Source organism: Streptomyces sp. NRRL S-118 (assembly GCF_000716335.1).
Classification (GTDB): Bacteria; Actinomycetota; Actinomycetes; order Streptomycetales; family Streptomycetaceae; genus Streptomyces.
Genome location: NZ_KL591008.1, coordinates 382,425 through 396,785 on the forward strand (window position 1 = coordinate 382,425; position 14,361 = coordinate 396,785).

Genomic DNA, 14,361 nt, shown 5'->3' on the forward strand with positions numbered 1-14,361 from the left:
GCTTCCTTGGCTGTGTCGGCCGGGAGGTCCGGCGTGGTCCGGTCCGGTGCGGTACGGCGAACCGTCACGCGCTGCGGGCGGTCGGGGGGCGGGACGGGGAGTCGGGAAGAGGCGGGAAGAGACGTTCGAGGACGGTCGCGACGCCGTCGTCGTCGTTGCCCGGCGCGGTCTCGTCCGCGTGCTGCCGCAGCCGGGGGTGGGCGTTGCCCATGGCGACGCCGTGGCCGGCCCACCGCAGCATGGGTATGTCGTTGGGCATGTCGCCGAAGGCGATGGTGTCGGCCGCGGTGAAGCCCAGCAGCCGGGCCGCGGCGGCCAGTCCGCTGCCCTTGTCCACCCCGGCGGGCAGCAGCTCCACCATGCCCTCGCCGGAGTGCGTGACGGCGATCCGGTCCGCGCAGACGCGGCCCGCCAGCGCCGCCAGGGCGTCGTCGCCGAGCCGTCGGCTGCGGATGAGCACCTTCTCCACGGGGTGCGCCCACAGCGCGCCGGGGTCGTCCACGAGCCGCCAGCCGTGCCGTACGCGCTCACCGAACCCGGGGGTGACCAGGAACTCCCCGGCGAGGCCCGCGGTCACCACGCCGAGCGCCAGCGGCCCCGCCTCCTCCGCGATGCGGCTCACCAGGGCGCGGACGGTGGGGCGGTCCAGGGTCGCCGTGGCCAGCAGGCGGTCCGCACCGACGTCGTACAGCTGGGCGCCCTGGCCGCACACCGCCACCCCCCGGTACCCCAGCGGCTCCAGCAGGCTGCGGCAGCCCGCGGCGGGGCGGCCGGTGACCACCAGGTGGCGGGCGCCGAGCGCCGTGGCCCGGGCGAGGGCGGCACGCGTCCGGGCGGAGACGCTGAGGTCGCCGCGGAGCAGCGTGCCGTCGAGGTCGGTGGCGACGACGGAGAAGGACGGCCCGCGGGCGGGGCCGGGTGCCGGGCGCGGTGCGCTCATCCGCCGCCCTCCCGCCGCCGCTCGTCGTGGAGGAGCAGCAGCGTGTGCGCGGCCAGGGACGCGGCGTCGGTGACGCGGCCCGAGCGCACCAGTTCGCGCCACTCGCCGGGATCGGCCCAGCGCCGCCGCATGTCGGCCTCGGAGGGCTCCGGTTCGGGCTCGCCCTCGGTGAGCTCCTCGGCGAGGAAGACGTCGCAGCCCTGGCTCGCGTACCCGTAGGCGACGTGCACCCGCCCGAGGAGGGTCATGCGGGCGGCCCGCAGACCGGTCTCCTCGCGCAGCTCGGCGCGGGCCAGCTCGAGCGCGGTGCCGCCGCCCGGGTGCTCCCGGGGCCACGAGCCCTGCGGGAACTCCCAGTACCGGCCGCCCACCGGGTAGCGGTACTGCTCCACCAGGCGCACGCGCCCCTCCTGACGGGGGATCACCAGGGCGAAGTCGGGCTTGTCCACGACGCCGTAGCGGTCCCGGCTGCCGTCGGGGCGGCGGATGTCGTCCTCGCGGACGCTCATCCACGGGTTGCGGTAGACCTCGCGGGAGCGGATGGTGCGGATCACGCGGCTCTCCCTCCGGGGTGGTCGAGCAGGGTACGTACCCCTTCGGTGACGCCCCGCACCCGCAGGCCGCGCCCGGCGAGGAAGCCGTCGAGGAGACGGCTGGTCAGACAGCTGTGCGCGGGCCTGCTCGCATAGCGTCCTTGCGCCTTCGGCACCCGCACGACCAGGGAACGCGGCACGCCCAGCCCATCGGCCACGGCCTCGGCCCACGCGGCCCGCGACACCAGCTCGGGCCCACCGAGATGGAGCAGCGCAGGCGCGGCGGGGGCGAGGACGGCCGCCGTCACGTCGGCGACGTCCGTCACCAGCACCGGGGTCGTCCACTGGTCGTCGGGGGCTTCCACGGGCTCACCGCGGCGCAGCCGGTGGGCGCAGGCGGCGAAGAAGTTGAGCCACTTCGCGCCGTGCTCCGGTTCCCAGCCGTAGACCAGGCTGACCCGCAGCACCGTGGCGTCCGCCGCCCCGCGCACCACGTCCTCCGCGGCGAGCTTCGCCCGGCCGTAGGCGTTGGCGGGCGCGGTGGGGGCCGACTCGTCGTTGACGGGGGAGTGGCCGGGGAAGACGTTGTCCGTCGAGACGAGGACCGTGCGTACACCGGGCGCGGCGGCCGTGAGGTTCCGTGCCGCCGCGGTGTGCAGCGCCGCGGCCCGGTCCGGGTGGGCCTCGCACCAGGTCGCGTCCGACGGGCCGTGCACCAGGACCAGGCGGTCGGGGCGGACCTCCTCCACGACCCGCCGGCAGGCGGCGGCGTCGGCCGCGTCCAGCGGGACCCAGGACGCCGGGGCACCGCCGGGCGGGCGGCGGGAGGCGAGCACCGGCCGGTCCCCCTCGGCGGCGAGCCGGGCGGCGACGGCGCGTCCCACGAAACCGCTGCCGACGATCAGCGTGCGCGTCATACGGTCGTCACCACCCGCCGCGCCGCGCCGCGCGCGGCGAGCAGCCGCCCGGCCCCGATCAGCCCGTGGTCGTCGTCCGGCGCGCCGAGGACCACCATCCGGCGGATCTCGTCGGGCGTCAGGCCGAAGCAGCCGAGCCGCTGCAGCTCCTCGGTGAGGAGTTCGGCGTAGCGGGGCCCGATCGCGAGGGCGAACCCGCCCATCAGGACGTAGCGGCGCACGCCGATCGAGGTGAACACCGACGTGACGGCGGAGGCAAGATGGGTGAGCCCGCCGCGCAGGACCGCGGTGGCGAACGGGTCGTGCGCGCGGATCGCGGCGGCCAGGGCCGGATTGTCGAGGTGCGCCGGATCGGGGGCGAGGTCCGCGAGGGCGGAGCGGGCGTACCCGCCGGGGTCCGCGGCGGCGGCGCGGCGCGCGGCGGCCAGGACACCCCGGCCCGAGGCGATGCCGCCCAGATGGCCCCGCCCGCCGCAGTCGCACGGCGCCGCCTGCGGTGAGGGGTCGCACCTCCAGTGGCCCAGCTCGCCCCCGTGACCCTCGGCGTCGAGGAGCACCTCGCCCGCCCGGTACACCTTGCTGCCGATCCCGGAGCTGACCGTGATCAGGCAGAAGGGCGGCTCGTCGGGGCCCTGCACATGGCGCCAGACCGCTGCCGTGAGGTCGTTGACCACGACGACCGGCACGCTCAGCCGCTCTTCGAGGAGGTGGCGCAGCGGCAGGGGCGCGCCGCGGCCGCCCCAGATCGTCGGGGCGGTGACGACCCGCCCGTCGGCCGTCACGGGCCCGGCGAACGCGACGGCGAGGGCGCGGCTGCCGTGGCGCGCGACGGCCTCCGCGGCGAGCCGGCCGAGCTGGTCGGCCACCTGCCGCTGCAGCACGGGCACCGGCGCCCCCGGGTGGCGGGCGATGCCCTCCGTGGGTGTGCGGCGCACATCGGCGAGGGTGCCCGCACCGGCGTCGTAGCGGCCGGTCCGCAGGGTGGTGCCGCCGACGTCGGCGACGGTGAAGGCTGGTTCAGACACGGGTTCCTCTGCTTCCTGCGGTGGCGTGCGGCTGGGGAGGCTGCTCCACGGACCCGTCCTCCAGGACGATCGCCCCGTCGATGTCGGCCCCGGCGGGGACGGCGGCGCCCGGCAGCAGGACGCTGCGGCGTACCCGCGCCCCGGCCCCCACGCGTACGCCCGGGAAGGCGACGGTGTGCTCGATCAGGCCGCCGTTGACCAGGTCGGCCGGTACCAGGGAGCGTGCGATGCCCGGGGCGCGGTCGACCAGGTGGCGCTCCGTGCCCGGGCGGATGGTGCGCGGGAGGTCCGCGAGCGTGAGCGGCGCGCCGGGTGCGAGGAGCGCCATGTGCGCCCGGTGGTAGCGGTCGACCGTGCCGATGTCCTCCCAGTGCCCCGCGACTTCGTACCCGAGGATGCGCTCGCCGCCCGCCAGCATGGCGGGGATGACGTCCCGGCTGATGTCGTGCTGCCAGCCGGTTCCGTCGAGCTCCTCCAGGTAGTGGTGGAGCCGGGCCGCGTCGAAGACGCAGAAGGCGGCGAAGACCAGGTCGCTGGTCGGTTCCGCCGGCTTCTCCACGAAGGCGGTGAGCCGGCCGGCGGCGTCGAACTCCACCATTCCGAACAGGTGGACCCAGCGGCGCTCGATGCGCTGGTAGGCGAGGGTCAGTGCCGCGCCGCCGCGGCGGTGGGCCTCGATCAGCGGACGGTGGTCGAAGCGGTACACGTGATCCGCGTGCAGCAGCAGGATCTCCGTGGTGCCGGGGGTGAACAGGTACGGGGCCTTGCGGATCAGCGCGTCGGCCGTGCCGCGCTCGGGTCGCCCGGGACCGTCCGGCGGACGGTAGCCGGTGCCTTCCCGGTACCCCCGGTCGTACGGCCCGAAGTGCACCCGGAAGCCGGGCCGCCACCAGGTGCGGTACAGGTCGTCCATCAGCTGCCGCTCCTCGTGCTGGGACAGCAGCAGCACCTCGCCCAGCCCGGACGCCTCGGCGTTGGCGAGCGAGAAGTCGATCAGCCGGCAGGTGCCGCCGAAGGGCACCAGCGGCTTGAGCCTGCCCTGTCCGAGCCGGCCCATCCTGCGTCCCTCGCCGCCCGCGAGCAGGGCCGCGCGCACCGGCTCAGCCATGGCGCACCCCGTCCCACGCGCAGCGGCCCGAGGCGAGGGTCACCAGCAGGTGGACCTCCGGGTCGCCCTGCGTCCCGTCCCGCCCGGGCAGTGGCAGGGGCCCGGTGAACTCGCCGGGCGCGGAGCGCTCCAGGAGGCGGACGGTCACGCCACGGCGCCCGCGCCCCGGCGGGGCGAGCTCCACCAGCTCCACGCGCTCCGCGTGGGGCAGCCGGTACACGATCCTGCCGTCCTCGACGGTGCACCGCCCCTCCAGCCGGTCGCGCAGCTCCCGGTCGTCGCCGGCGACCGCGGCGCACCGGGCGAAGTCGGCGCGCTCCCAGGCGGCGTCGAACAGGGCGCGGACAGCTGCCGCGTCGACGGGGCGGCAGCGCCGGTAGGCGTCGAGGTCGCCCAGGCGGGCGGCGGCCCCGGCGACGGCGTCGCGGTGGGTCTCGTACGCCTCCGGGGGCAGCAGGTCGAACCAGCCGTGCCGCAGCAGCAGTTCGACGCTCGGCGCGGGCCGCTGGCCCTCCCACAGCGCGGTGAACGCCTCCGTGTGCTGTCGCGCGACGTTCTCCCAGGTGAACCGGCGTGCCGTGGCGATGGCGTTGGACCGCAGCCGGTGGTGGTCACCGGGGCGGTCGCGGAGCAGGGCCACCGCTTCACGGATGCGCCGGGCGAGGGCGTCCACGAGCAGGGTGTCGTCCTCGGCGAACGAGCGGTTCACGGCGAAGCCCGTGGCGGCCGCGGCGCCGGGGCCGTCCAGCGGGTCGCCGGTGTGGCCGAAGTGGGCCATGCCGAGCTGCGCGGTCGCGATCGGCACCGCACCCATCGCCATGGCCTCCCCCTGGGCTATCAGGAAGGTGTCCATCTCGAACTTCGACGGGAAGAGGCAGAAGTCCGACGCGGCGGCGTACGCGACGATCCGTTCCTCCTCGACGCGCTCGCACTCCAGGTGGATGCGGCCCTTGTGACGGGTGACGACGTCGGTGACGTACGGGTCGTCGATGCCTCCGTCGGTCAGGCAGCGCAGCACGAAATTGGCCGCCAGGCCCTCGCTCAGGACCCGGTCGACGGCACGGAACAGCTCGGTCTGCCCCTTGTGGTGCACGGCGTAGCGTGCGTTGTGGAAGAACGTCGGCAGGGCGGGGTCGAGGCCCAGGGACGAGAGCACACCGGCCCGGTCCGCGGCGGGCGGCCGGCCGCCGGTCCACCGGTCCCCTATGGCGCAGCCGCCCACGAACGCCTTGTGCGCGTTGCGGCGCACCGCGTCGCGCACCGGATGGCCGGCGAACAGCCGCTCGAACGGCGTGTCCGCGAAGCCGGTGCAGAACTCCAGGTGCCCGGGGGACAGGAAGTCGATCAGGTCGGCGTGGTCCGCCACCAGGTCGTAGACGCGCACGTGACCCGGCCCGTACTCGTAGTGCAGGTGGGTGCGCTGCTGGTACGCGCTCATGACGGCCTCGGCCCCGGTGGGCGGCCGTTCCGGGTCCTCGTCCTCCGGCGGCAGCGCGACGGGCGCGCCCAGCAGGTCCAGGAGTCTCTCGACCTTGGGCCGGTGGACCTTCTTGGTGATCGGCATGTTGCTCTGCACCGTCGACACGACGAGCATGTCCGGGTCGTCGCGGAAGGCGGCCGGCATCAGGTAGTGGTAGTACGGCTCGTGGGCGTGCAGCAGCGCCCTGCCGTCGCTCAGCCGGTCGCGCACGAAGCGGATCGTGTCCACCTGGTAGGCGAGCGGCTTGAAGAACACCAGGTCCCGGCCCTTGCTGTCGTAGGGCGGGTAGAACCGGTCGGGCAGCTCGTCGAGCAGCTCGTTGGAGAGGAAGTACAGGTCCACACCGTCGAGGCGCACCCGGTGCGCGGTGGTGGTCAGCGGGACGCGCACCTCGGCGGGGAAGCGCTCGCCCCAGGTGCCCGGGTCGAGGACGAGGGGCAGCTCGTAGGAGTCCCGGTAGTCCAGCGTCTCCACCTCGTAGTCGCGGCGCAGGTCGTCGAGGCGGCCGTGGGCCGGGGTGACGACGGAGACGCGGTGGCCCTGGCGGGCGAACTCCGTGGAGAGGTTCCACAGGTAGACGGAGATGCCGCCCTGGAGGAAGCGGTGGTCGAAGCCTCCGCATTCGAAGTAGGTCTCGATGATGTGCACGGTGTCGTCCTTCACCGGGAGGCCGGGACGCCGCTGGCCTCCACGGCGTGCCGCAGGTTGATCGCCGCGTGGTAGGCGCGGTCGTGGGCGTACGCGTACTCCAGTTCGTGGATCAGGCGGCGCAGCCGGATCAGGCGCCAGGCCGGGTGGAGCGAGGAGCCGGGACCGGGGTCGGCGAGCAGGTCGCCCGCCCGGGTCGCCCACAGCCCGGCGGCCGCGCGCAACCGGTCCAGCTCCGCCAGCCGGCGGGCCGTCCAGCCGGGCGTGTCGGGCGCCACGCCCGCGGCCTGCAGCAGGGCCGTGCGGCAGGTGTCCTCGGGGTCCATGCCGACCGTCTGCGCGGCGTGGTCGGTGAACTCGTCCGCGGCGAAGATCTCCAGACCGCGTCTCAGGGCCGCCAGGTCCTGCCAGGGCGAGGAGACCGTCGACGGGTCCCCCGGGTCCGGGCTGGGCGTGGACAGGTCGATCACGCACATCTCCCAGGTGCCGTCGGCCCGTTCCCGCCGCAGCAGGTGGGACAGGTGCAGGTCGCCGTGGCAGGGGCCGCTCGGCCAGGGCCGGGCAGGCAGCGACCGCACGGCGGACAGCGCACGTTCGAGACCGGTGACGGCGGCCCGCCGCACCGCGGCCGGGTAGCGGGTGTCGTCGAGGATCTGCGGGCGCAGCGCCGCCAGCCGCCGGGCCGCCTCGGCCGTCTGCGCCTCGGCGTCCCCCTCCGGGTGTCCGCCGAGCCGCTCGGCCAGGTCCCGGTGGAAGCCGTGGAGGAACCGCCCCGCCCCCCGCAGGGGCGCGGTGAGGTCGCGCAGCGAGGCGGCCACCGCGCCGTCGGGTCCGCCACCCGCCACCAGCAGCGGCCACACGGCACGTATGCCGGTGCGCAGCGGGACGTTGAGCCCCTCGCCGGCGGCGTAGCGGTACACGACACCGAGCGGCTCGCGACGGCCGGTGGCCGTGTCCACGTACGTGTAGTCGCCCGCCGGCTGCTGCGTACGGCCGGTGGCGGCCATGAGGCGGAGCAGCTCCGGTTCACGGGTGCCGCTGTCGATGCGGCGGTACGTCTTGTGGACGTGCGCCCCGCCGCCGAGGTCGAGGAGGGAGAGCGTGTTGGAGCACCAGCCGGGGTCGAAGGGCACCTGGCCTCGGTACGCGGGCGGCGCGCCGCGGAACCGGACGGTGTTGCCCCGCGCGGTGGGCAGGTCCAGGCCGTCGCGCAGGGCCGCGACGACGAGCCGGTCGAACGCGGCGTCGCAGGTGGCGCTGCGGACCGGTCCGGCACCGGCGACGGGTACGAACCAGCGGGTGGTGGCCTCCGCGGTGACGGACGCGACGATCAGTAGCCGCACGTCGCCGAGCACGGCCGCGTCGTGGAGTTCGAAGCGGCCGGTGCGCCGCGGCGTCTCCTCCATCCAGGGCGCCTCGCGGAGCAGGTCCACGACCGCGGGAGGAGGGGCGCCGAGCAGCAGGGTGTCCAAGGGGTCAGCTCCCGGTCATCTCGTATCGGTCCACGCCCCGGTTCCAGACGACCAGGGCGAGTGCCGCCAGGCAGGCCGCCACGACGAAGAGCCAGGGCAGCAGGTCGGTGTGCCCGAACAGCAGGAAGGCGGCGGGGACATAGGCGGTGAAGGCGTAGGGCAGCACCCAGGTCAGGACCCACCGCAGCGAGGGGTGGTACAGGTCCAGCGGGTAGCCGGAGAACTCGCCGAGCTGGTGGCTCGCGTACAACGCGGGAAAGCTGTCGGTGAGCCAGAAGGCGAGGGCGGCGAACAGGGTCTTGACCGAGGCGAGGATCAGGGTCGCGCAGAGCACCAGGACCGGCGCGAGCAGCAGCGTCCCGGCCCCCACGGCGAGGTCGAGGTGCGCGGCGGCCCAGCAGACCAGCGCCAGCCCCGTGAGCAGCTCCCCGAACCCGTCGGGGTAGAGGAAGCGTTCCGAGAGCAGCGCGAACAAGGGGTGGACGGGCCGGATGAGGTAGCGGTAGAACTCGCCGTTGCGCACCAGCTTGCGGGCGAGGATCCACAACTGGTCCGTGAACATCCGGTCGAGGCCGCGCGGCAGCAGGGAGAAGCCGAGCAGGAACAGCACCTGGTGGTAGGTCCAGCCCGCGATGACGGGCACGTGCCGGAACACCATTCCGATCACCGCGACCTGGCAGGTGACCCGCAGCAGCAGCCCGCCCGCCCCGAGGAGGAAGTCCATGCGGTACGCGGTCAGCCGGTGGAGACTGACACCGCTGAGCAGCCAGGTGAGGCGCAGGTAGCGGGCCGCGGTGGTGAGGGGGCTCATCCGCCGAGCACCTCCAGCCGGCGCACGGCCCGGCGCCAGGCGAGCGCGCACAGCCCGGTGAGGAGCACCGCCCAGCCGAGCTGGACCGCGAGGATGCCCGCGGCACCGGGCACGCCGTCGTACCGGCCGAGCAGCAGGCGCAGCGGCCCGTCGACCATGCCCTGGAACGGCAGGGCGTGGGCGACGGCGGCCAGCGGCCCGGGCATCAGCGAGAGCGGCACGACCTGCCCGGCGAAGAAGGCGACGACGCTGTCCTTGACGATCCGCACGCCCCACACGTTCGTGGTGACGAACCCCGCGAGCCCCACGAGCAGGTTGATGCCGAACCCGATGACGAGCGAGAGCGCGGCGGACACCGCGAACAGCAGCGCCCGTGGCCACGTCGGGGCGGTGAGCGGCAGCAGCAGCGCGTACAGCACCACCAGGGGCACGGCGACGAGGACGGCGTTGCACAGCGACACCGGCAGGCCCGCGGCGAACCGCGCGAGCGGGTAGCTCACCGGGCGCAGCAGCGACACGGCGATGTCCCCGCGCTGCACCTCCCCGGCGACCTCCTCGTCCACACGGCTGGCGTGGAGGAGCCCCAGCACCTGCGCCAGCAGGACGTACGTCGTCAGCTGCGCGGACGTGTAACCGCCGAGCGGGCCGCCGTCGCCGCCCTCGTACACGGCGCGCCAGAGGAAGACCTGCACACCGACGGCGGTCGCCGCGGTGAGGGCGTTGATGGCGAACGACGAGCGGTACTGGAGCAGCCCCTGCAGGCTCGCGACGCCGAACGGCGCGTAGCGGCGCAGGGACGCCAGGGGCGCCGGGCCGGTCATACGGCGGCCCCGCGCTGCCCGGACGCCCCGGACGCCCCGGCCGGTCGGGCCGGTCCGGCCGGGACCGTGGGCCCGGGCGGCGCGGTCCGCCCGGCGCTCCCGGTGTAGATCCGGCGCAGCACCAGCTCCAGGTCCGGCTCGGGTGCGACGCAGTCGGTCACGTCGAAGTGGTCGAGCAGGAAGCCCATCACCTGACGGGCCGACCAGCGGCCGGCCGGGTATTCGACCACGACCCGCCCGCCGTCGGCCGGTGTGGCCGTGACGCCGTCCAGATGCCGCTCGATGAGCCTCTTCGTCTCCTCCGGCCCGGTCTCCCGGTCCTGGTGCTCGAAGACGACGGCACGGGTGTCGGCGGTGCGCAACAGCTCGTGCACGGTGCTCTGATGGACCACCTCGCCGCGGTCGACGACGAGGACCTGGTCGCAGATGGCGGTGATGTCACCCATGTCGTGGCTGGTCAGCAGCACGGTGGTGCCGCGTTCGGCGCTGACGTGGTTGACGAGCGTGCGCACCGCCTGCTTGAGCACCAGGTCCAGGCCGACGGTCGGCTCGTCCAGGAAGAGCACCTTCGGGTCGTGCACGATGGCGGCGGCGACCTCGGCGCGCATGCGCTGGCCGAGGCTCAACTGGCGTACGGGGGTGTTGCCGAGGGCGTCCAGGTCCAGCAACTCCCGGAACAGCTCCATGTTCCGCCCGAAGACGGGTGCGGGGATGCCGTGGATGTGGCGCAGGATGCGGAAGGAGTCCAGCACCGGCAGGTCCCACCACAGCTGGCTGCGCTGGCCGAAGACGACCCCGATGTTCGCGGCGTTGCGGCGGCGCTGCTCGTACGGCTCCAGACCGGCCACCGTGCACCGCCCGGACGTCGGGCGCATGATCCCGGTGAGCATCTTGATCGTGGTGGACTTGCCGGCTCCGTTGGCGCCGATGTAGGCGGCCCGGGTGCCCGCCGGGATCTCGAAGGAGACGCCGGACACGGCACGCACGGTCCGGTACTCGCGGCTGAAGAGCGAGCCGAGGCTGCCGAGCAGGCCGGGCCGGGGCCGGTGGACCCGGAACTCCTTCACGAGGTTCTCCGCGACGATCACCGCTCGCCCTCCGTGACGCGCTCCAGGGCCCGCCCCAGCAGGGCGATGCCTTCCTCCAGGAGCGCGCGGCCGATGGTGAACGGCGGCGCGAGCCGGATGACGTTGCCGCCGAGGGCGGTCCGCAGACCCAGGTCGAGCGCGGCGCGGTACACCTCGCGCGCGATGTCCGGGGCCGGCTCGCGCGAGGCGCGGTCGCGCACGAACTCCAGCCCGTACAGCAGGCCGATGCCGCGCACCTCGCCCAGCACGTCGTACCGGGCGTACAGATCCGCCAGGCCCTCGGCCAGCACCCCGCCGAGGACGTCCACCTGCTCGATCAGGGCGTCGCGGCGCACCACTTCGAGCGTGGCGCGGGCGGCGGCGATGCCCAGGGGGTTGCCGGCGTACGTGGACGCCGTCGACCCGGCCCGGGCCGCGTCGGGGTGCCGCAGGACGGGGGCGCGCCCGGCCAGCACGGCGAACGGGAACCCCGAGGCCATGCCCTTCGACAGCGCCACCAGGTCGGGCTCGATGCCGAACCGTTCCGAGGCCAGGAACGCCCCGGTGCGCCCGCCGCCGGTGAGCACCTCGTCGGCGACGAGCAGCACGCCGTGCTCCCGGCAGCTGTCGGCGATCTGCTCCCAGTAACCCGGCGGCGGAACGATCACCCCGGCCGCACCGAGGACGGGTTCGAAGACGAGCGCGGAGACGTTGGGCTTCTCCGCGATGTGGCGTCGCACCAGGGTCGCGCAGCGCACGCCGCAGGAGGGGTAGGACAGTTCGAGGGGGCAGCGGTAGCAGTAGGGCGAGTAGCCGAGGATGCTGTTGCCCGCGAGCGCCTGGTTCCCGATGTCCCAGTGGACCAGCATGCGCGCGCCCTGGGTCTTGCCGTGGAAGCCGTACCGCAGGGCGCCTGTCCGGTTGCGCCCCGGCTCGGCGACCGCCTGGACCACCCGCAGCGCGGCCTCCACGACCTCGGCGCCGGTGGAGAAGAAGGCGTACGTGTCCAGTTGCTCCGGCAGCAGCTCGGCGAGCAGGTCGCACAGGGCCGCGCGGTCCGCGGTGGCGAAGTCGTGGACGTTCCACAGCCGCGCGGCCTGGTCGGTCAGGGCCGCGACGACCTCGGGGTGGCAGTGGCCGAGCGACTGGGTGAGGGTGCCGGCCGCCAGGTCGATGTACTGGTGGCCGTCCAGGTCGGTGAGGACGGCGCCGCGGCCCTCGGTGAAGACCCGCCGGCCCAGGGCCGACTCCTCCGACGCGCCCGGGGCCAGCCGGGCGGCCTCCCTCTCCAGCAGCCGGCGCTGGAGGGGGCGCTCCTGCCGGGGGAGCCGCTCCCGCTCCAGGGGGCCGGTCATCGCTCGCCGCCGAGCGGCCCGACCTCGAGGACCAGCAGCTTCAGATCGTCGTCCGAGTCGTTGACGAGGCCGTGCGCGCCGTGGGGGCGGTTGGGGACGACGTCGCCCGCGCGGACCGTGAACTCCTCGCCGTCCAGCGTCATCCGGCCCCGGCCCGAGAGGATGACGTAGGTCTCCTGGTCGTCGGCGTGGCGGTGCACGCCGATGGAGGTGCGCGGCGGCAGTACGACCAGGTCGACGAAGGCGATCCCGGCGGGCGCGTCCTCGCGCCGGTAGACCCGGTGGGCGAGGATCGTCCCCTCTCCGCCGTGGTCGCCCGTCACCTCCTGGAGCAGGCCGTCGTAGAGGTTGGCGAGGGCGGGACGGGAGGGCTCGGCGGTGCTCATAGGGCTGCGGCTCCCGGGCTTCGGCGGGCGGTGGCGGACGGGGCGGGGAGGCTGGCCGCGCGGCGGGCGAGCGCCCGCAGGGCCTCGTCGAGCGCGCCCGACGGGATGTCGTCCAGGTCGTCCAGGAAGGACGCCGTGCCGATACCGCGCGGCACCACGAGGTGGAGGCGGCGCCCGCGCCGCTCCCAGGCCGCGTGCAGGGCGCCGTGCATCAGTTCCGGGGTGCAGGTCCGCGGGTCGTGGACGGGCAGGCCGAGCGCCGAGAGGAGGTGGATGATCCGTTCGCAGCCGGCGGCGTCGATCAGCCCCAGCACCCGGGCGAGCTCGCTGGACAGTGCCATGTCGACGGCGACCGACTCGCCGTGCGCGACGCGGTAGCCGCTGGCCGTCTCGATCGCCGGTCCGAAGGTGTGGCCGAAGTCGACGAGCCGGGCGAGGTCGTGCTCGCGGAGGTTGGGGCAGAGCTCCTCCATCATGAGCCGCATCGAGGTCCGCAGGACGTAGTCCTCCACGCCCCGGGGGGCGGCGTCCGCCAGCCAGGCGGGGACCGGGCGGGGCGTGAGGAAGACGTCGGGGCACTCCTCCAGGGCGCGGAAGAGCGACGGATCCTTGATGACGGCCATCTTGGCCACCTCGCCCAGGCCGCAGCGCACGTCGCGGGGCGCCAGCGTCCGGAGGAACGCGGGGTCGTTCAGCGACGCGTGCGCGGGATGGTAGGCGCCGAGCATGTTCTTGGTGCCGAGGGCGTTGACGCCGGTCTTGACGCCGACGCCGACGTCCACCTGGCCGACGAGCGTGGTGTTGACCTTGATGTAGCGCACGCCGCGGCTGTAGATGGCCGCCGCGAAACCCACCAGGTCGCAGGTGACGCCGCCGCCGACGGCGAGCAGCACGCCGCGCCGGTCGAGGCCCTCCTGCTTGGCCCGGGCGCAGATCTCCTCGACGGTCGCCATCGTCTTGTGGTGCTCGCCGCCGGGCAGGACGGTGACGCTCCAACTGCCGGGCGCGAGCGCCGAGGAGAGGTACTGCCGCAGGCGCTGCCCGTAGAGCCGCTCCACGGAGGGCCCGAGGAAGGCGACGACCCGGCGTCCCTCGCAGTATCCGGCCAGGAGCGGATTCTCCGGGTCCAGCAGGCCGCGTGTGATGTCGACGCGGTACGACGTGCCCTCGGGTGCGTGCAGCGAGAAGCCGCCGTCGTCGCATCGCACCCCGGGCTCGACAACGGCTGCTTGCACCGTCACGACACTCCTCGAGTCCATCGGCAGAACTGCCGAACGTCCGTCAATTGCGGTCAGCGGCAAGGACTTTAATGACCATGACTGACGCTTCGCAATGACTTGCAGAGAGCTTCTGCAAGAATTTTCAACGCCTGGCACGCGTCGGCCGGACGCGTACCGCGGCGGGCCGCGGCGGCGCGCAGCCGGTTGCGGCGGCGGGCGGGGGAGCGCCGTACGAGGGCGCGATGACGGGCGAGCGGGAGCGTCGTACGAGGGCGCGGGCGGTGCCCGGACGCGCCGGCGGCGGAGGCCGGACGGCCAGGCGGGTGCGCGACGGGAGACGCGGCGCGAGCAGTCGGGCCTGCCGCACGGGAGGCGGCGGCGGTGCACGTGGCGCCGGCCCGGCGTGACCGGCCGTGCGGATCGGCTCGGCGCAGCGGCGCGTCGGCTGTTCCGGGCCGGGTGGCAGCGTGCTGGGGGAGCGGCGCGTGAGGGCGGCTCCGGGCCGGGTGGTACCGGGCCGGGGGAGCCGCGTGAAGACGGCTTCGGGGCAGGTGAGCGGCGCTTCAGGGCGGGTTCGA

General features: G+C 74.6%; 13 protein-coding genes. All 13 read right to left on the reverse strand.

Features of this window, described 5'->3' with window-relative positions; all coding sequences use genetic code 11:
* Positions 1-64: 64 nt before the first annotated feature.
* The 13 genes from IH00_RS0117255 to IH00_RS0117315 are packed head-to-tail and all read right to left on the reverse strand — an operon-like array spanning position 65 to position 13,804.
* Positions 65-940 (reverse strand): HAD family hydrolase, encoded by an 876-nt coding sequence (locus tag IH00_RS0117255; RefSeq protein WP_052411433.1) that lies wholly within the window; start codon positions 938-940, stop codon positions 65-67.
* Positions 937-1,494 carry an NUDIX domain-containing protein gene (locus IH00_RS0117260; protein ID WP_234334872.1) on the reverse strand — a complete coding sequence of 186 codons (558 nt, stop codon included), beginning with the start codon at positions 1,492-1,494 and terminating at the stop codon, positions 937-939. The genes IH00_RS0117255 and IH00_RS0117260 overlap by 4 nt, the downstream gene beginning before the upstream one ends.
* Positions 1,491-2,390, reverse strand: coding sequence for a sugar nucleotide-binding protein (locus tag IH00_RS0117265; RefSeq protein WP_052411434.1), 900 nt, complete (start codon positions 2,388-2,390; stop codon positions 1,491-1,493). Before IH00_RS0117265 ends, IH00_RS0117260 begins: the two co-directional genes overlap by 4 nt.
* A complete protein-coding gene (locus IH00_RS0117270; RefSeq protein WP_031074517.1) occupies positions 2,387-3,415 on the reverse strand; it encodes an ROK family protein in 1,029 nt (342 codons plus the stop codon). The genes IH00_RS0117265 and IH00_RS0117270 overlap by 4 nt, the downstream gene beginning before the upstream one ends.
* A complete protein-coding gene (locus IH00_RS0117275) occupies positions 3,408-4,523 on the reverse strand; it encodes a sugar phosphate nucleotidyltransferase (RefSeq protein WP_052411435.1) in 1,116 nt (371 codons plus the stop codon). The genes IH00_RS0117270 and IH00_RS0117275 overlap by 8 nt, the downstream gene beginning before the upstream one ends.
* A complete protein-coding gene (locus tag IH00_RS0117280; protein ID WP_031074523.1) occupies positions 4,516-6,651 on the reverse strand; it encodes a glycosyltransferase in 2,136 nt (711 codons plus the stop codon). The genes IH00_RS0117275 and IH00_RS0117280 overlap by 8 nt, the downstream gene beginning before the upstream one ends.
* Positions 6,652-6,662: 11 nt before the next feature.
* A complete protein-coding gene (locus IH00_RS0117285) occupies positions 6,663-8,123 on the reverse strand; it encodes a phosphotransferase (protein ID WP_031074525.1) in 1,461 nt (486 codons plus the stop codon).
* 4 nt (positions 8,124-8,127) lie between these two features.
* Positions 8,128-8,934 carry an ABC transporter permease gene (locus tag IH00_RS0117290; RefSeq protein ID WP_031074526.1) on the reverse strand — a complete coding sequence of 269 codons (807 nt, stop codon included), beginning with the start codon at positions 8,932-8,934 and terminating at the stop codon, positions 8,128-8,130.
* Positions 8,931-9,755 carry an ABC transporter permease gene (locus tag IH00_RS0117295; protein WP_031074528.1) on the reverse strand — a complete coding sequence of 275 codons (825 nt, stop codon included), beginning with the start codon at positions 9,753-9,755 and terminating at the stop codon, positions 8,931-8,933. The genes IH00_RS0117290 and IH00_RS0117295 overlap by 4 nt, the downstream gene beginning before the upstream one ends.
* Complete coding sequence (locus tag IH00_RS37395) at positions 9,752-10,843, reverse strand: ATP-binding cassette domain-containing protein (protein WP_063835392.1); 1,092 nt, start codon at positions 10,841-10,843, stop codon at positions 9,752-9,754. The genes IH00_RS0117295 and IH00_RS37395 overlap by 4 nt, the downstream gene beginning before the upstream one ends.
* Entirely contained in the window at positions 10,840-12,177 is a 1,338-nt protein-coding gene (locus IH00_RS0117305; protein ID WP_052411436.1) for an aspartate aminotransferase family protein, read from the reverse strand. The genes IH00_RS37395 and IH00_RS0117305 overlap by 4 nt, the downstream gene beginning before the upstream one ends.
* Entirely contained in the window at positions 12,174-12,563 is a 390-nt protein-coding gene (locus IH00_RS0117310; RefSeq protein WP_052411437.1) for a cupin domain-containing protein, read from the reverse strand. The genes IH00_RS0117305 and IH00_RS0117310 overlap by 4 nt, the downstream gene beginning before the upstream one ends.
* Complete coding sequence (locus tag IH00_RS0117315) at positions 12,560-13,804, reverse strand: sedoheptulose 7-phosphate cyclase (protein ID WP_078887797.1); 1,245 nt, start codon at positions 13,802-13,804, stop codon at positions 12,560-12,562. Before IH00_RS0117315 ends, IH00_RS0117310 begins: the two co-directional genes overlap by 4 nt.
* Between the last annotated feature and the right edge of the window lie 557 nt (positions 13,805-14,361).